General features: G+C 70.3%; 12 protein-coding genes. 7 read left to right on the top strand and 5 right to left on the bottom strand.

Features of this window, described 5'->3' with window-relative positions; genetic code table 11:
* Window positions 1-23 precede the first annotated feature (23 nt).
* Genes QRX50_RS48685 through QRX50_RS48675 form a run of 3 tightly spaced genes read left to right on the top strand, consistent with a single transcriptional unit; the run spans window position 24 to window position 2,730 of the window.
* Entirely contained in the window at window positions 24-815 is a 792-nt protein-coding gene (locus QRX50_RS48685) for an ABC transporter ATP-binding protein (protein WP_285969810.1), read from the top strand.
* Window positions 802-1,683, top strand: a complete 882-nt coding sequence (locus tag QRX50_RS48680) for an ABC transporter permease (RefSeq protein WP_220246860.1) — start codon at window positions 802-804, stop codon at window positions 1,681-1,683. The genes QRX50_RS48685 and QRX50_RS48680 overlap by 14 nt, the downstream gene beginning before the upstream one ends.
* 48 nt (window positions 1,684-1,731) lie before the next feature.
* A complete protein-coding gene (locus tag QRX50_RS48675) occupies window positions 1,732-2,730 on the top strand; it encodes a YdcF family protein (RefSeq protein WP_285969809.1) in 999 nt (332 codons plus the stop codon).
* A gap of 97 nt (window positions 2,731-2,827) precedes the next feature.
* On the opposite strand, the gene QRX50_RS48670 is transcribed toward QRX50_RS48675, so the two are convergent.
* Window positions 2,828-4,570: a DEAD/DEAH box helicase gene (locus QRX50_RS48670; protein ID WP_285969808.1), complete on the bottom strand. Its 1,743-nt coding sequence runs from the start codon at window positions 4,568-4,570 to the stop codon at window positions 2,828-2,830.
* 235 nt (window positions 4,571-4,805) lie between these two features.
* Between QRX50_RS48670 and QRX50_RS48665 the strand changes: the two genes are divergently transcribed.
* The 3 genes from QRX50_RS48665 to QRX50_RS48655 are packed head-to-tail and all read left to right on the top strand — an operon-like array spanning window position 4,806 to window position 7,880.
* Complete coding sequence (locus tag QRX50_RS48665; RefSeq protein WP_285969807.1) at window positions 4,806-6,518, top strand: acyl-CoA dehydrogenase family protein; 1,713 nt, start codon at window positions 4,806-4,808, stop codon at window positions 6,516-6,518.
* A gap of 55 nt (window positions 6,519-6,573) precedes the next feature.
* Window positions 6,574-7,362, top strand: a complete 789-nt coding sequence (locus QRX50_RS48660; RefSeq protein WP_285969806.1) for a helix-turn-helix domain-containing protein — start codon at window positions 6,574-6,576, stop codon at window positions 7,360-7,362.
* Window positions 7,359-7,880: a GNAT family N-acetyltransferase gene (locus QRX50_RS48655; protein WP_285969805.1), complete on the top strand. Its 522-nt coding sequence runs from the start codon at window positions 7,359-7,361 to the stop codon at window positions 7,878-7,880. Before QRX50_RS48660 ends, QRX50_RS48655 begins: the two co-directional genes overlap by 4 nt.
* Window positions 7,881-7,975: 95 nt before the next feature.
* Here the strand turns inward: QRX50_RS48655 and QRX50_RS48650 are convergent, their stop codons facing one another.
* Window positions 7,976-10,387: a Tex family protein gene (locus tag QRX50_RS48650; protein WP_285969804.1), complete on the bottom strand. Its 2,412-nt coding sequence runs from the start codon at window positions 10,385-10,387 to the stop codon at window positions 7,976-7,978.
* A gap of 223 nt (window positions 10,388-10,610) precedes the next feature.
* Between QRX50_RS48650 and QRX50_RS48645 the strand changes: the two genes are divergently transcribed.
* Window positions 10,611-12,056 (top strand): chitinase, encoded by a 1,446-nt coding sequence (locus QRX50_RS48645; RefSeq protein ID WP_434533394.1) that lies wholly within the window; start codon window positions 10,611-10,613, stop codon window positions 12,054-12,056.
* A 735-nt stretch (window positions 12,057-12,791) separates the two neighbouring features.
* Here QRX50_RS48645 and QRX50_RS48640 read toward each other — a convergent pair.
* The 3 genes from QRX50_RS48640 to QRX50_RS48630 all read right to left on the bottom strand — a co-directional run bounded on the left by QRX50_RS48640 (window position 12,792) and on the right by QRX50_RS48630 (window position 17,118).
* Window positions 12,792-14,492, bottom strand: coding sequence for a GMC oxidoreductase (locus tag QRX50_RS48640; RefSeq protein ID WP_285974759.1), 1,701 nt, complete (start codon window positions 14,490-14,492; stop codon window positions 12,792-12,794).
* Complete coding sequence (locus QRX50_RS48635; RefSeq protein ID WP_285969802.1) at window positions 14,492-15,949, bottom strand: flavin-containing monooxygenase; 1,458 nt, start codon at window positions 15,947-15,949, stop codon at window positions 14,492-14,494. Before QRX50_RS48635 ends, QRX50_RS48640 begins: the two co-directional genes overlap by 1 nt.
* An 80-nt stretch (window positions 15,950-16,029) precedes the next feature.
* Window positions 16,030-17,118: a winged helix DNA-binding domain-containing protein gene (locus QRX50_RS48630; RefSeq protein WP_285969801.1), complete on the bottom strand. Its 1,089-nt coding sequence runs from the start codon at window positions 17,116-17,118 to the stop codon at window positions 16,030-16,032.
* Between the last annotated feature and the right edge of the window lie 71 nt (window positions 17,119-17,189).

Here is a 17,189-nt window from a genome sequence, read left to right as displayed (position 1 = left end):
ATTCAGGAAAGAGGCAGCGCGCGATGACGATCACTCTCCCCAGCGGACGGACCGAGTTCACCGGCACGGCCGCGGTGCGGCTCGATGGCGTCGGCAAGGCGTTCGGCCCCGCCGGGCGCGCCGTGGTGGCGCTCGACGGCGTGGACCTGGCGGTGGCGCCGGGCGAGTTCGTGTGCCTGCTCGGTGCGTCCGGCTGTGGCAAGAGCACGCTGCTGAACCTCGTGGCCGGCCTCGACGCGCCGTCGGCGGGGGAGATCACGCTCAACACGTCACGCCCCGCGGTCATGTTCCAGGAGGCCGCGCTGATGCCGTGGCTCACGGCCGCGCGCAACGTCGAGCTCCCGCTGCGGCTGGCCGGCTTCGGCCGCACCGAGCGCCGCCGCAAGGCCGCCGAGCTGCTGGACCTGGTGCGCCTGAGCGGTGTGGGCGGGAAGCGCCCGCACGAGCTGTCCGGCGGCATGCGCCAGCGGGTCGCGCTGGCCCGCGCGCTCGCCGCCACCCACCGCGTCGGCGGCGATGCCGAGCAGGCGTTGCTGCTGATGGACGAGCCGTTCGCTGCGCTCGACGCCATCACCCGCGACGTGCTGCAGGGCGAGCTGCTGCGCGTGTGGGGGAGCACGGGCACGTCGGTGCTGTTCGTGACCCACGACGTGCGTGAGGCCGTCCGGCTGGGTCAGCGCGTGGTGCTGCTGTCGTCGCGTCCCGGCCGCGTGGTGCGCGAGTGGACCGACGTGCCGCTGGCCGACACCGAGGAGCTGACCGAGGAAATCACCGGCCACCTGCGAAAGGTGATCAGCACCCATGCCGCAGCCTGACGGACCCGTCGACGAGCTGGACGCCGTCGGTTCCGGCCTCGACGCGCTCGACGCCCCGGTGGGGGAGCGTCGCCCGTCGTTCTGGCGCCGGTTCGCGTGGGGTTTCCTGCCGCCGGTGGTGGCGCTCGTGCTGCTCGTGGTGGTGTGGCAGATCCTGTGGGCCGCCGCGTTCTGGCCGGAGGCGCAGCTGCCCGCGCCGCTGGCCGTGTGGAACGAGTTCTGGGACCGCCTCACCGACGGCGAGGTGTTCGGCTTCATCTGGACGTCGCTGCACCGCGCCGCGCTCGGCTTCGCCGCCGGGGTGGTGATCGGGACGCCGCTGGGGCTGCTCGTCGCCAAGGTCCGCGTGGTGCGCGCCGCGATCGGGCCGCTGCTCACCGGGCTGCAGAGCCTGCCGTCGGTGGCCTGGGTGCCGGCCGCCATCCTGTGGTTCGGCATCAACGACGCGGCGATCTACTTCGTCGTGCTGCTCGGTTCGGTGCCCTCGATCGCCAACGGCCTCGTGTCCGGCATCGACCAGATCCCGCCCATCCTGCCGCGCGTCGGCCAGGTCATGGGCGCGCGCCGCCTGGCCGCCGCCCGCCACATCCTGCTGCCGGCCGCGTTGCCCGGCTTCCTCGCCGGGCTGAAGCAGGGCTGGGCGTTCTCGTGGCGTTCGCTGATGGCCGCGGAGCTCATCGCGCTGTCGCCACAGCTCGGCATCGGCCTTGGCGCGTACTTGAACCAGGGCTCGTCGCTCAACGCGATCGAGAAGGTGATCGCGGCGATCTTCCTGATCCTGCTCGTCGGGATCGGGATCGAGCTGCTGGTGTTCCGGCCGCTGGAGCGCGCTGTGCTGCGGGCGCGCGGGCTCACGTCCTCGCTCTGACGGGGTTGCCCCAACGCGTTCTCACGGCACCCACCATGATGTTCGATCATGGCCCCCGCGATCCTGGCGCTGCTCGCCGATCTGATCTTCCTCGTGCGGTTCCTGCGCGAGCCTCGGCGGTTCGGCAACGCGGTGTGGTTCGCGATCGCCGTGGTGCTGACCGGGTTGTGGCTCTTCAGCCTCACGGCGGGGCTGGTGTGGCTGCAGACGGTGGTGCTGATCGGCGTCGGGGTGGTGGCGGTGGTCGCCGCGCTGGTGCTGCCGTGGGCGCTGGTCGCCAACGGCGCCGTGATGTGGCGCCGCGAGGGGCACCGGCCGGCCAACCTGCTGTCGCTGCTCGCGGGGCTGGCGATCCTGGCGGTCTACGTCTTCACGGTGGGTGCGGTGGCGTTCACGCGGGCGGCGCCGTGGCTGATCGTGGTGGCTTTGTCGGCGCTGCTGCTCTCGGCGTACCTGGCGTTCGTGTTCACGGCGCTGCTCATGTACTCCGTGCTCTACAGCCGGCTGAACCGCCGCGCCCGCGCCGCCGCGATCATCGTGCTGGGGTCCGGTTTGCTGGGCGACCGCGTGCCGCCGCTGCTGGCCAGCCGGCTCGACCGCGGGGTCCAGTGCTACCAGCGCTCACCTGAGGCCGTCGTGGTCGTGTCCGGTGGTCAGGGCAGCGACGAGCTCACCTCGGAAGCCGCGGCGATGGCGGCGTACCTGGAAAACGCCGGTGTGCCCCGGGATTCGGTGCTGCTGGAGGACAAGGCCACGACGACCGACGAGAACCTGCGCTTCAGCGTGGCGCTGCTGCGCGCGCGGGGGACTTCCGGCCGGATCCTCGCGGTGACGAACAACTACCACGTCTTCCGCACGGCCATCCTGGCTCGCCGCCTGCGGCTGCGGCTGGACGTGATCGGGGCTCGGACCGCTTCGTACTTCGTGCCGAGCGCTTTTCTGCGTGAGTTCGTGGCTTTGCTGGTGCAGTACAAGAAGACGAACATCGCCGCGTTCGTGGTGCTGGTCGGGTTCCCGCCGGCGTTCGCCCTGCTCGGCCAGCTCTGACACGCTTCGCTGAACGCCGCATCGGGGTGGTCGACGGGGGCGGAAACGAAGACCGGCCCGCGGGCGGGGAGCCTGCGGGCCGGTCTGAAGTGGACGGTCAGCGCCCGGTGCGGCGAGCTCCCGCGCGGGTGCCCGCCGAGAACGCAGCGGCGCCACGGCTGGAGCCGGAGGCCGAGCCGGCGCGGCTGGGCTGCTGGGAACGGGCGCCCGACTGGCCGGAGCCACCGCGACGCGGTTCGCCCTGGGTGCGGGCGGCAGCAGCGCCACCGCGACCGCCGCCGGTGCGGCCCGCTGCGGCGCCACCGCGGCCGGCGTTCGCGCGCCCGGCACCACCGCGGCCTCCGGCGGAACGACCGCCGCCGTCGGCGACGGCTTCCCGCGAAGCGCCACCGCGACCACGGCCACCACCCTCGCCGAACGACTCACGAGCAGCACCGCCACGACCGCGACCTTCACCGAACGAGTCCCGGCCGGCGCCACCACGGCTGCCGCGGCTCGAACCACCGCGCCCGGCCGATTCGCCGCGGCGCGACTGAGCGTTGGCGCGAGCGCCCTGCCCACCGCGGTTCTCCGGAGCCGGGCCGCCGCGACGGCCACTTCGCACGGAAGCGTCGCCGCCGGAAGCGGTGACCTTCTTGGGGCGGTTGTCGACGATCGGGCGGCGCGGCGAGGCGTCGAAGGCGCGCTCGCCGGGGGCGAGCTCGGCCAGCAGCGGGTGGCCCGGGCCGATCTGCGTGGTCGTGGGCTTGATGCCGGCCTTGCGGGTGAGGTCCCGGACATCGGCGATCTGGTCGTCGGTCATCAGCGTCACGACGGTGCCCGACGCGCCGGCGCGCGCGGTGCGGCCCGAGCGGTGCAGGTAGGCCTTGTGCTCCACGGGCGGGTCGGCGTGGATGACGAGGGTGACGTCGTCCACGTGGATGCCGCGGGCGGCGATGTCGGTGGCGACGAGCGTCTTCGCCGCGCCGGAGGAGAACGCCTCCAGGTTGCGCGTGCGCGCGTTCTGGCCGAGGTTGCCGTGCAGCTCGACGGCGGGCACGCCGCTGGCCACGAGCTTGCGCGTGAGGCTCTTCGCGCGGTGCTTGGTGCGCGTGAACACGAGCGTGCGGCCGGGGGCGGCTGTGAGGTCGACGAGCACCGGCAGGCGGTGGGTCTCCTCGAGGTGCAGCACGTGGTGCGTCATGGTCGACACCGGCGACTGGGCCGAGTCGACACTGTGCGTGACCGGATCGTGCATGAAGCGCTTGACCAGCACGTCGACGCCGCCGTCGAGGGTCGCGGAGAAGAGCAGCCGCTGGCCGCGCTCGGGCGTCTGGTCCATGATGCGCCGCACCTCGGGCAGGAAGCCCAGGTCGGCCATGTGGTCGGCCTCGTCGAGCACGGTGATCTCGATCTGGTCGAGCTTCACCTCGCCGGAGCGCATGTGGTCGGCCAGGCGGCCGGGACAGGCGACGACGATGTCCACGCCGTCGCGCAGGCGCGTGATCTGCGGAGACGCGCTCACGCCGCCGAAGATCGTGGTGGTCTTGAGGCCCAGCACCTTGCCCAGCGGGGCGATGGTGGCCTCGATCTGGGTAGCGAGCTCGCGCGTCGGCGCGAGGATCAGCGCGCGCGGGCGGCCGGGGCGCCGGCGCGTGGGGCCGGCGGCGAGGCGGGCCAGCACGGGCAGCGCGAAGCCGTAGGTCTTGCCGGAGCCCGTGCGGCCGCGGCCGAGCACGTCGCGGCCCGCGAGCGTGTGCGGCAGCGTGGCTTCCTGGATCGGGAACGGCGAGGTGACGCCCTGGGCCGCCAGCGCGTCCACCAGGGACTTGGGCAGGCCGAGTTCAGTGAAAGTGGTCATAAGTGCGTACGGGCGCTCGAAACGCCCCGGTTCTCCATACGTGAGAAGGGTTGTCCTGCCCGGCGCAGACCTCGGGGGGCCGCGGCGCGTGGTAGTCGACAACAACACGCGATCCGAGGCAGAACTGAGCGGACCGCAAGATCAGTATAGCCGAACGTGCACGCAGGGCCGAGTGAGTTTGCCCGCACTCATCCCCGCTTGCTAAGTTACTCGTCGGTAATCACGGAGGAGAGCCATGCCGCTGCTCAACCCGCGGGCCTACGACCCGCAGTCGTTCGACCCGGAGACCCGGCGCCTGCTGCTGGCCACGATCGAGTGGTTCGAGTCACGCGGCAAGCGCAAGCTCACCGAGGACTACCACAACCGCACCTTCTACTCGGACTTCATCGAGTTCGCCGGCCAGGAAGGCCTCTTCGCCACCTTCCTCACGCCCGCCGCGGCCGCCAACGGCGCGCCGGACAGGCGCTGGGACACCAGCCGCGTGGCCGCGCTGTCGGAAATTCTCGGCTTCTACGGCCTCAACTACTGGTACCCCTGGCAGGTCACCATCCTCGGGCTCGGCCCGGTGTGGCAGAGCGGCAACGAGGTCGCGCGCAAGCGGGCGGCCGACGCGCTGGCCGCGGGCGGCGTCGGCGCGTTCGGACTGTCCGAAAAGGATCACGGAGCCGACATCTACTCGTCCGACCTCGTGCTCACCCCCGACGGCGACGGCGGCTACCGCGCCAACGGCTCGAAGTACTACATCGGCAACGGCAACGTCGCCCGCACGGTGTCGGTCTTCGGCCGCATCGACGGCGTCGAGGGCCCGGACCAGTACGTGTTCTTCTACGCCGACGCCACGCACCCGAACTACCACGTGGTGAAGAACATCGTGCCCTCGCAGATGTTCGTCGCCGAGTTCCGCCTCGAGGACTACCCGGTGCACGCCGAGGACCTCCTGCACGTCGGCGCGGAGGCCTTCAGCGCCGCGCTGAACACCGTGAACATCGGCAAGTTCAACCTGTGTTTCGGCGGCATCGGCATGGCCACGCACTCGCTGTACGAGGCCATCACCCACGCCCACAACCGAATCCTCTACGGCAAGCCCGTCACCGACTTCCCGCACGTGCGGCGCGAGTTCGTGGAGGCCTACGCGCGGCTGGCCGGCATGAAGCTGTTCGCCGACCGCGCCGTGGACTACTTCCGCTCGGCCGGCCCGGATGACCGCCGCTACCTGCTGTTCAACCCCATTACGAAGATGAAGGTGACCACGGAGGCCCAGAGGGTGATCGGCCTGGTCGCCGACGTCGTGGCGGCGAAGGGCTTCGAGGCCGACACCTACCTCGCCATGGCCAAGAACGACATCGACGGCCTGCCCAAGCTGGAGGGCACCGTAGCGGTGAACCTCGCGCTGATCGCGAAGTTCATGCCCGCGTACCTCTTCGCGCCCCAGGACTACGCCCCGGTGCCGACCCGCGACGACGCCGCGGACGACGAGTTCCTCTTCCGCCAGGGCCCGGCGCGCGGCCTGTCGAAGGTGCGCTTCCACGACTGGAAAACGGCCTACGGCAAGGCGTCGCACCTCCCGAACGTGGCGCTCTTCCGCGAGCAGGCCGACCACCTCGTGCGCCTGCTCACCGAAGCCGCACCCGACGAGGCGCAGCAGGCCGACCTGGACTTCGGGCTGGCGCTGACGGAGCTGTTCACCCTCGTCGTCTACGGCCAGCTGATCCTGGAGCAAGCCGACCTCACGGGCGAGCCCGACGACGTCGTGGACCAGCTTTTCGCCGTGCTGGTCCAGGACTTCAGCGCCGCCGCCGTGGACCTCAACGGCAAGGCGAGCTCCACGGACAAGCAGCAGGAACTGGCGCTGGCGGTCCTGCGCAAGCCCGTCGTGGACGCCGACCGCTTCGCTCGCGTGTGGACAGTGGTGCGCGACCTTTCGGGGGCGTACGAGATGAACGCCTAGGGCCCGATGTCCGCACGGACAACGAAGGACTTTCGCGCCGGACAAAGGGGAGACGTTGTTCGAGTCCATCACGCTCGGCGGCAGGAAGACCGAACTCGGTGCGCAACTGGTTCAGCGCCCGTACCCGGGTGCGCCCGAGGGCGACGCCGACGATCTGCGGCGATCCGTGCAAGGCAACCTCGACTACGTCCCGCGGTCCCTGCACGAGGACCGGTTCGCCGACGTTTCGGCGCCCCGGACGACCGGTGCGCTCCGAGCCGGGAAAGGGGTGCCGCTGTCGGTGGTCATGGCGGCGTTCCGCGTGCTGTTCAGCCAGATCTGGCACAGCCTCGTGCTGCAGGCCCGGACGCAGGAACACGTGTCCGATCAGGCGCTGGTGGACGCGGCCTCCGATCTGTGGTCCGCACACGACCCCTTCGCCGAGGAGATGGCCGCCGAGCACAGCAAGGTCCTCCTCGAAACCCTGGCCGCGTGGCGGGACAGCGGGGAATCGGCCTCGGGCGCCGCGGCGGTTCTGTTCTGCCACCCCAACACGGTCCGCCATCGGCTGCGGCGGATCGAGGCCGCCACCGGTCGCCCCCTGAGTGACCCGAAGGGCAACCGCGGAGATCCTGTTGGCGCTCGAGGCCGCGTTGCTGGGAATCGCGCAGTGACGAACGCTTCGCGAGGAGAGACGAACGCTTCGCGAGGAGAGACGAACGCTTCGCGAAGAGATCTCCGCCCGCCCGCGGTCGTCCCGCACGCGGTGATCACCGGGACGAGAACAGCGCCGGACCGGTCCTGGGCCCACCGGTCCGCGAACCCAGGCTGGGCTTGTCCGCGCGGCTACGGTGGCGCGCCGTGATCGCACCCAGCCTCGAAGCCGAGACCATCAAGACTCCGCGACTGGACCTGCTGCCGCTGCTCGTCGAGCACGCCGAGGAGATGGCACGGGTGCTGGCCGATCCGGCGCTGCACACCTTCATCGGCGGCACCCCGGACACTCCGGAGGCCCTGCGTTCGCGCTACGAGCGGCTGACTGCCGGCTCTCCCGACCCGGCCGTGACCTGGCTGAACTGGGTGATCCGGCTTCGCGGCGAGGACTGTCTGACGGGCACCGTCCAGGCGACCGTGAACTCCGCCGGAGCCGAGATCGCCTGGGTGGTGGGGACGCCGTGGCAGGGCAGCGGCATAGCCACCGAGGCGACCCGAGGGCTCGTCGCCTGGCTCGATCGCCACGCCGTGCGAACCGTCATCGCCCACATCCACCCCGAACACCGGTCCTCCACGGCCGTCGCCGCTGCCGCCGGGCTCACTCGCACCGACGAAGGGCACGACGGCGAGATCCGGTGGCGCCGGAGCAGGGTGACTTCACCGGCTTGACCATCCGGCCCTGACAGCGGTGCTGCACAGCGGAAAACGGGCCGCCGTCGCACAGTGTCCGCTGTGCGACGGCGGCCCGTTTCGCCTGCCGAGACCTACTTGCCGAACCCGGCGCGCCGCAGGGCGTCGGCCATCGCGCCGCTGCCGCCGGAGTCGCCACCGCCGGAGTTGCCGCCACGACCGCCACCGCCACCGCCGCGGTTGCCCTGCTGGCCACGCCGCTGGCCGCCGCCAGCGCCCTGGCCGCCACCGCCGCCGCCCTGGCCGCGGTCACGACCGCCGCCGCCACCGCGACGGTCCTGCGACGAAGCACCCGGCTCGTCGTCCAGGCGCAGCGTCAGCGAGATCCGCTTGCGCGGCACGTCGACGTCGAGGACCTTCACCTTCACGATGTCGCCGGGCTTCACGACGTCGCGCGGGTCCTTCACGAAGTTCTTCGACAGCGCCGACACGTGGGCCAGGCCGTCCTGGTGCACACCGACGTCGATGAACGCGCCGAACGCGGCCACGTTCGTGACCACGCCCTCCAGAGTCATGCCCGGCTTCAGGTCACCGATCTTGTCGACGCCCTCGGCGAAGGTCGCCGTCTTGAACGCCGGACGCGGGTCGCGGCCGGGCTTCTCCAGCTCGGTCAGGATGTCCGTGACGGTCGGGAGCCCGAAGGTCTCGTCCACGAACTCCGTCGGCTTGAGCGCCTGCAGCGTGCGCGCGTTGCCGATCAGCTCGCGGATGCCCGAGCCGGTGCGGTCCAGGATCCGCCGCACGACCGGGTAAGCCTCGGGGTGCACCGAGGACGCGTCGAGCGGGTCGTCGCCGTCCGGGATGCGCAGGAAGCCGGCGCACTGCTCGAACGCCTTGGGCCCGAGCCGCGCGACCTCCTTCAGGGCCGTGCGCGACTTGAACGGACCGTTGGTGTCGCGGTGGGCGACGATGTTCTCCGCGAGCCCGGTGGTGATGCCCGAAACGCGCGTGAGCAGGGGAGCGGACGCGGTGTTCACGTCCACGCCCACCGCGTTCACACAGTCCTCCACCACCGCGTCGAGCGAGCGCGACAGCGACACCTCGGACAGGTCGTGCTGGTACTGCCCGACACCGATCGACTTCGGGTCGATCTTCACCAGCTCGGCCAGCGGGTCCTGCAGCCGCCGCGCGATCGAGACGGCGCCGCGCAGCGACACGTCCATGCCCGGCAGCTCCTGCGACGCGAACGCCGACGCCGAGTACACGGACGCGCCCGCCTCGCTGACCACGGCCTTCGTGAGCTTCAGCTCCGGGTGCTTCTTGATGAGCTCCTGCGCGAGCTTGTCGGTCTCGCGCGACGCGGTGCCGTTGCCGATCGAGATCAGGTCCACGTGGTGCTTCGCCGACAGCACCGCGAGCTCGGCGATCGACTGGTCCCACTTGTTCGCCGGCTGGTGCGGGTAGATCACGTGCGTGTCCACGACCTTGCCGGTCGCGTCGACCACGGCCACCTTCACACCGGTGCGGAAGCCCGGGTCGAGGCCCATCGTCGCGCGCGTGCCGGCCGGGGCGGCCAGCAGGAGGTCGCGCAGGTTCGCCGCGAACACGCGCACGGCGTCGTCCTCGGCCGACTGGCGCAGCCGCATCCGCAGGTCGATGCCCAGGTGCAGCAGGATCTTGGTGCGCCACGCCCAGCGCACGGTGTCGCCGAGCCACTTGTCGGCCGCGCGGCCCTGCTGGGTGACGCCGAACTTCTGCGCGATCCGCATCTCGTACTCGGTCGGGCCGACGCGCGGCTCGTCGTCCTCGGCCCGGGGTTCCTCGGCCTCCATCGACAGGTCGAGGATTTCCTCCTTCTCGCCGCGCAGCATCGCGAGGATGCGGTGCGAGGGGAGCTTCGTGTACGGCTCGGAGAACTGGAAGTAGTCGGCGAACTTCGCGCCTTCCTCCTCCTTGCCCGCGCGGACCTTCGACGCGATGTGCCCCTCGGTCCACATCTTCTCGCGCAGCTCGCCGATCAGGTCGGCGTCTTCCGCGAAGCGCTCCACGAGGATCGAGCGGGCGCCGTCGAGCGCGGCCTGCGCGTCGGCCACGCCCTTGTCGGCGTCGACGAACACCGCGGCCGCGGCCTGCGGGTCGGTGTTCGGGTCGTTCATGAGGCCGTCGGCCAGCGGCTCGAGGCCGGCCTCACGGGCGATCTGCGCCTTCGTCCGCCGCTTCGGCTTGTACGGCAGGTAGATGTCTTCCAGGCGCGACTTCGTGTCCGCGGCCATGATCTGGGCCTCGAGCGCCTCGTCGAGCTTGCCCTGCGTGCGGATCGACTCCAGCACGGCGACGCGCCGCTCGTCGAGTTCCCGCAGGTAGCGCAGCCGTTCCTCGAGGGTGCGCAGCTGCGCGTCGTCGAGCATCCCGGTGACTTCCTTGCGGTACCGGGCGATGAACGGCACGGTCGACCCGCCGTCGAGGAGATCGACAGCGGCCTTGACCTGACCTTCGCGCACCCCCAGCTCTTCGGCGATCCGTTCCTCGACCGACTGCACGCTCACAACCAGGCTCCTGCTCCGTCTCGGCGTTCCGTGCCGAGCATTCTGCCGCCCGGTGCGGTGCGACTTTCGTATGGCCCCGTCGAAGCGACGCCCGAACGGTTCCTTGACACCGAGATTGGTCTAGTCCACTTTGTGGTGACCTGCCTCACTCTTTCGTGGAGGTCTCGCTGTGTTCTCCAAACGGTCCCCACAACCTCGCCCGTCCCGCGGACCCAAACTCGCGATCGGCGCGCTGATCGCCACCGTGGCCGCGTGCCTCGGTGTCACCTTCGCCATCGGTGGCAGCGCCTCGGCGGCCAACATCCTCGCCAACCCCGGCTTCGAAAGCGGCAGCCTCTCCGGCTGGACCTGCGGTGGTTCGGCCTCCGTGGTGTCCAGTGGCGCGCACGGCGGGAGCAAGGCGCTCAGCGCCGCGCCTTCGCCGTCCGACACCGCCCAGTGCTCGCAGCAGGTGACGGTGAAGGCGAACACCGCCTACAAGCTGTCGGCCTGGGTGCAGGGCAGCTACGTCTACCTGGGCGTGTCCGGCACCGGCGGTGCCGACACCAGCACGTGGACGCCCGGCACGAGCGGCTGGAGCCAGCTCTCGGTCGCCTTCACCACCGGCGCGTCCACGAGCATCACCGTCTACCTGCACGGCTGGTACGGGCAGCCGGCCTACCTGGCCGACGACGTGAACCTCGACGGCCCGGGCACCGCGCCGCCGACGACCCCGACCACGCCGACCACCCCGTCGACGACCCCGACGACCCCCACCACGTCGCAGCCGCCGGTCACCGGTGACCTGGCCAAACACGTACTCACGGGCTACTGGCAGAACTTCTACAACGGCGCCAAGGCCCTGCGGCTGGCCGACGTGCCCACGCGGTACAACATCATCGCCGTGGCCTTCGCCGACGCCACCGGCTCGCCGGGCGCTGTGAACTTCACGCTCGACCCCGGCCTGTCGTCGCAGCTCGGCGGCTACACCGACGCCCAGTTCCGCGCCGACATCAAGACCGTGCAGGCGCGCGGCCAGAAGGTGATCATCTCGGTCGGCGGCCAGAACGGCACGATCAACGTCAGCGACTCGTCGTCGGCGAACAACTTCGCCAACTCCGTGAAGTCGCTGATCTCGACCTACGGCTTCGACGGCGTGGACATCGACCTCGAGAACGGCATCAACGTCACCTACATGGGCCAGGCGCTGCGCAGCATCCACAACGGTGGCGGCTCGATCATCACGATGGCGCCGCAGACGATCGACATGCAGTCCACGCAGGGCGGCTACTTCCAGCTCGCGCTGGGGATCAAGGACATCCTCACGGTCGTCAACATGCAGTACTACAACTCGGGGACCATGCTCGGCTGCAACGGCCAGGTCTACGCCCAGGGCACCGTCGACTTCCTGACGGCGCTCGCGTGCATCCAGCTGCAGGGCGGTCTGCGGGCCGATCAGGTGGCCCTCGGCCTGCCCGCTTCCGGCCCGGCGGGCGCCGGCTCCCAGCCCCCGTCGAACGTGGTGTCGGCACTCAACTGCCTCGCCCGCGGCACGAGCTGCGCCGGCTTCAAACCCTCGGCCACGTACCCGGCGATCCGCGGTGCCATGACCTGGTCGATCAACTGGGACGCGTCCGCCGGGTACGCGTTCGCGAACACCGTGGGAGCCGCGCTCGCGAATCTGCCTTAGGGGGCGCTCCGGACAAGACCTTGGAAGGACTCCCGCGACGGCAGGGAGGGCGTCGTCGCGGGAGCTCCTTTCAAGACACCCCCAGTGCACGTGCTCAGAGGGGGGTGAGCGCGTGCGACGTGGCAAGCGTGCCTGGTGGTGGTTGGTGGATGTGTTGAGGAATTGTTGAATCCGCTGGTCAGGAGGTCTTTGGTAAGGGTGTGGCTCGGTGCGCGAGGTGTACCAGTGCCGCGATACGGAGTCACTCTGAACTTCGGCCGAACGGGTTGATTCCGCGGGGATGTTCGATCAGCACCTCGAATAGAGACTTGCGTGGTGACAAGATCGAACTGTCTCGTGGTCACGGAGAGGAATCGCCGCCTTGCCGAAAGCACACTGCAATTACTGTTGCCTGCGCATCACGCTGACGAAACAGGGCCTGTTGCCGGTGCATTACACCGGTGTCGCGGCAGGACTTTTCTCTGGCGGTGCTCAAAAAACCTGCTCCGCTTCGGGGACGACTCGTCATCGACTCACGGTCTACAAATGCGATCGTCCTTTGAGTGGTCAGAGTTGCCCGAGTTGTGGCAGGAAGCGCATGACCCTGAACAAGAACGGCAAGTTCCCAGCCCACAAAGCTCCCGACGGCTCGCGCTGTTCGATGTCGGACGCCAACAGTCCACGCCGCTGAGGGCAGGTTCCCGCATTCAACCGGACTGTCGAACAGTGGGCAATCTGCTGGTCACGGCCCGATGATCACTGCCCGATCCGGATATTGACAATCGGCAGATGCAGCACGCCGGGAGCCGTCGACGGTACGGCCGGCTTCCGGGGCGCCACGGGCGTGATGCGGCGGTAGGCCGCGCCCAGCGCAGGGCGTGGATCCGCCTCGCCCTTGTTCGGCCACAACGCCATGGCGCGTTCGGCCTGGGCGGTGATCGTCAGCGACGGGTTCACGCCCAGGTTGGCCGAGATCGTCGAGCCGTCGACGATGTGGAGGCCGGGGTGGCCGTAGACGCGCTGGTAGGGGTCGACGACGCCGGTGTCGGGGGAGTCGCCGATGGCGCAGCCGCCGATGAAGTGGCCGGTGATCGGCGTGTTGGCGAGGTCGGTCCACGCGCCCTGGGGGAGGCCGCCGATCTTCGCGGCGACGCGTCGGGTCACCTCGTGGCCGGCGGGGATCCAGTCGGGGCTCGGCTCGCCGGTGCCTTGACGAGTGGTCATGCGGCGGCCGAACAGGCCGCGTTTCGTGTACGTGGTCACGGAGTTGTCGAGCGTCTGCATCACGAGCAGGCCGATCATGCGTTCCGACCAGTGCCGCGGGTTGTGCAGGCGCGGCAGCTGGCGCCAGCGCCTCGCCAGTTCTCGAAGACCCAGCGCCCAGCGGCGTTTGCCGGGTTCGGCGTCGACGAGGACGGTGGCCATGAGGCCCATGACGTTGCTGCCCTTGCCGTAGCGCACGGGCTCGACGTGGGTGACCGCGTCCGGGTGGATCGACGACGTGATGGCGACGCCGCGCGTGTAGTCGGTGTCCTTGCGCAGCGAGCGCGCGGCGAGCACGGCCTCGGAGTTGGTGCGCGCCAGCAAGCCGAGGCGCGGTGACAAGCCCGGGAGCGTGCCGTTGTCGCGCAGCTGGTGCAGGAGGCGTTGCGTGCCCAGCGCCGCAGCCGAGAAGACGACATCGCGCGCGGTGAAGGTGCGCCGGCCGCGCCGGACCCAGCGGCCGGTGCGTTCGGTGTCCACCGCGTAGCCGCCGTCGACCGGGCGCACGGAGACCACCGTCGCCAACGGGTGGACCTCGGCGCCCGCCTGTTCGGCGAGGTAGAGGTAGTTCTTCACGGTCGTGTTCTTCGCGCCGACGCGGCAGCCGGTCATGCACTCGCCGCAGTGCGTGCAGCCGCGGCGCGCGGGGCCGGCGCCGCCGAAGAACGGGTCGGGCGACTCCGCACCCGGGCGCGAGCCGAAGTACACGCCGACGGGCGTGCGGCGGTAGGTGTGGCCGATGCCCATGTCGTCGGCGACCTCGCGCAGCACCTCGTCGGCCGGCGTCGTGAGCGGGTTCTCGACGACGCCCAGCATGCGTTTGGCCTGGTCGTAGTAGGGCGCCAGCTCGTCCTTCCAGTCCGTGATGTGCGCCCACTGCTGGTCCTGGTAGAACGCGTCCGGCGGCTCGTACAGCGTGTTCGCGTAGACCAGCGAACCACCGCCGACGCCGGTGCCGCTCATCACGAAGGTGTTCTTCAGCAGCGTGAGGCGCTGGATGCCGTACAGGCCGAGTTTCGGGGCCCACAGGTACTTCCGCAGGCGCCACGACGTCTTGGCGAACTCGTCGTCGGCGAAGCGGCGCCCGGCTTCCAGCACGCCGACGCGGTAGCCCTTCTCCGTGAGCCGCAACGCCGTGACACTGCCGCCGAAACCGGAGCCGATCACGAGGACGTCGTAGTCGGTGTTCAAGATCAGCCCACCACCCTGAAGTCGGCCGGGTCCAGCACCCGGGTCCTGCGGTCGTACTCGGTCACCAGGCCGGGCCAGTTGGTGCTCACACGCCCGTCGGCCTGGCGGTACCAGCTCGTGCACGCGCTCCACACGCTGTGGCCCAGCCGCTGCTGCACCTCGCGGTCGTAGCGTTCCTCCACCTCGGGCCGCACGTCCAAATAGGACACACCCGGCCGTGCGAGCTGTTCCACGGCCTGGCGGATGTAGCGCGCTTGCCGCTCGATCATGTAGATGATGGAGCCGGCGCCGAGGTTGGTGTTGGGGCCGTAGACGCAGAACAGGTTGGGGAAGCCGGGCATTGTCATGCCCAGGTACGCGCGAGCGCCGCCGCGCCACGCGTCGTCGAGGCTGCGCCCGTCGAGGCCCAGCACCTTCATCGAGCCGAGGAAGTCGGTGGCGTTGAAGCCGGTGCCGTACACGATCACGTCGGCTTCGTGCTCCACACCGCCTTCCGTGCGAACGCCGCGGGGCGTGATCTCGCGGATCCGGCCGGTCTCGACCTCGACGTTCGGCTGCGCGAGCGCGGGCAGGTAGTCGTTGGTGAACAGGATCCGCTTGCAGCCCAACGGGTACTTCGGCGTCAGCTTCCGCCGTAGCGAGGGATCCTTGATGTACTTGCGTCGCAGCTGCGAGGTCCGCAGCTCGAACGCCTTCGCCAGCACGGGGTGGCGCGTCATCGCGTACGTCGCATACTCGGCGAGCAGGAAGATCCGCAGGCGGCCGAGCAGCTGCGTCGCCGGGAGGCGTTCGAACAGGCGCTTTTGCCAGCGCGCGTACCGCGTGTCGTTCTTGGCCATGATGTACGGCGCCGTGCGCTGGAAGATCGTGAGCTTGCCGACGCGTTTCTGCAGCTCGGGCACGAACTGGATCGCGCTCGCCCCGGTACCGATCACGGCGACGCGCTTGCCCGCGAGGTCCGCCTCGTGGTTCCACTGCGCCGAATGGAACGCGACGCCCTCGAAGCTGTCGCGCCCCGCGATGTCGGGCAGCACCGGCCGCGACAGCTGCCCGACGGCCGGCACGAACACGTCGGCCTCGAACGTCTCGCCGCCCGCCGTCTCGACGCGCCAGCGGCCCTCGTCGAACGTCGCGGCCGTCACCTCCTGGCCGTAGCGGATGTGGGGGCCGAGGTCGTGGTCGGCCACCACGCGCTTGAGGTACGCGTGGATGTCCGGCTGCATCGAGAACCGCTTGGGCCAGTGGGGATTGGGCGCGTAGGAGAACGAGTACAGCGGCGACGGGATGTCGCACGCCGCGCCAGGGTAGGTGTTCTCGCGCCACACCCCGCCGGGCTCGTCCGCGCGCTCGAGGATCGTGAAGTCGTGGAAGCCGGCGCGCTTCAACTCGATCGCCGTGCCGACCCCGCCGAACCCGGTGCCCACGATCAGCACCGACGGCGTCCTTGCCGTGTCACCCATCGTCAGCAAGTTACCGACGCGTCCGCCGAGGTGGAAGGACACGAACGGTCAGAGAATCGAGAATTCCGGCCAGGCCTGGATCACATCGGCAGCAGCTGCACGTCGTGGTGCAGGCCCGGTTCCGCCCAGGCCAGCAGCCGCCTGCCGGAGCTCTCCAGCGCGGCCGCGTCGCGCTTCGGCAGCCGTTCGTACGGCGTGAGCACGAGCGTCGCCGCCTCGCGGGTGGTCTTGACCTCCCAGGCGCCCTTCACGAAGCCGCCGACCAGCAGCGTGCCCTTGACCAGACCGTTCTGCGAGATCACGCGCTTGCGGTGCTCGTCGCAGATCACGCGCGTGCGGTCGGCGTAGGACAACAGCGGCTGGTCGAACGGCGCGAGCAACCGCTGCGGCGCCGGCACGTTCTCGTCGGGCAGCGTGGCGTCCGGCAGGTCGTAGAGCGCGCGACCGGCGTGGTCGACGTACTGGCGCAAGTCCATCCCGTCGACGACCTCGCCGAGCTTCGTGAGACCCGACCACGCTTGCACGTCGGCCACCGTTGCCGGACCGAAGGCCGCGAGATAGCGCCGCACCAGCTGCTCGACCGACGCTACGGCGTCGACGCCCGCCAGCCAGTGGTCCGCGAGCTGGTACGTCGGCTGCCCGGCCTGGCCCCACACGCCGCGCGGCGGGATCTGCACCAGCGGCAGGAGGCAGCGCGCCAGGTGCGTCAACGCGTCGCTCTCGCGGTCCGGCCACTTCTCGGCGAGCGCGGCGCCCAGCTGCGCGCTCGTGTGCGGGCGCTGTGCGAGCAGTTCGCGGGTCACGGCAGCCACTTCGCCGTGGTCGAGGCCGGCCACGCGGGCCGCGTGCAGTGTGTTCGTCCGGAGGTCGCGGTCCATCACCGGCTGCACGAGCGGGCGCCAGGCTAGTGCGTCGGCCGCCGTCACGAGGTGCACGGTGCCGCGCATGAGCACGATCCGCGCCACGCTGCGGTCGAGGAGCAGCTTCGCCAGGTCGTGCGGTTTGAAGCCGTGCAGCCGCGCCCACAGCGCGTAGTACGGCGGGAACGGCGCCTGCGCCTGCAATCCCGCGAGGTGCTCGACGGCCGCCAGCGCCGGCATCGTCGCCCGGCGCAGGAGCAGTTGCCGCTCCAGTGTCGCGCGATTGAGGGCACGCAGACTCAGCTTCATGCGCCCGAGCGTAATGGGCATTGCGGACAGAACACGTCCTCAACGAGCACGGCCGGCCTGACCTGATCCAT

It is taken from the genome of Amycolatopsis sp. 2-15, assembly GCF_030285625.1.
In the GTDB taxonomy this organism is placed as follows: Bacteria; Actinomycetota; Actinomycetes; order Mycobacteriales; family Pseudonocardiaceae; genus Amycolatopsis; species Amycolatopsis carbonis.
The sequence above is the reverse complement of the archived record's forward strand: the minus strand, read 5'-3'. Positions and strand labels throughout refer to the sequence as shown.

Coding starts and splice junctions, on each gene's coding strand:
- QRX50_RS48685 (WP_285969810.1), top strand. CDS start 24: ATGACGATCACTCTCCCCAGCGGACGGACCGAGTTCACCGGCACGGCC.
- QRX50_RS48680 (WP_220246860.1), top strand. CDS start 802: ATGCCGCAGCCTGACGGACCCGTCGACGAGCTGGACGCCGTCGGTTCC.
- QRX50_RS48675 (WP_285969809.1), top strand. CDS start 1,732: ATGGCCCCCGCGATCCTGGCGCTGCTCGCCGATCTGATCTTCCTCGTG.
- QRX50_RS48670 (WP_285969808.1), bottom strand. CDS start 4,570: ATGACCACTTTCACTGAACTCGGCCTGCCCAAGTCCCTGGTGGACGCG.
- QRX50_RS48665 (WP_285969807.1), top strand. CDS start 4,806: ATGCCGCTGCTCAACCCGCGGGCCTACGACCCGCAGTCGTTCGACCCG.
- QRX50_RS48635 (WP_285969802.1), bottom strand. CDS start 15,949: ATGGGTGACACGGCAAGGACGCCGTCGGTGCTGATCGTGGGCACCGGG.
- QRX50_RS48630 (WP_285969801.1), bottom strand. CDS start 17,118: ATGAAGCTGAGTCTGCGTGCCCTCAATCGCGCGACACTGGAGCGGCAA.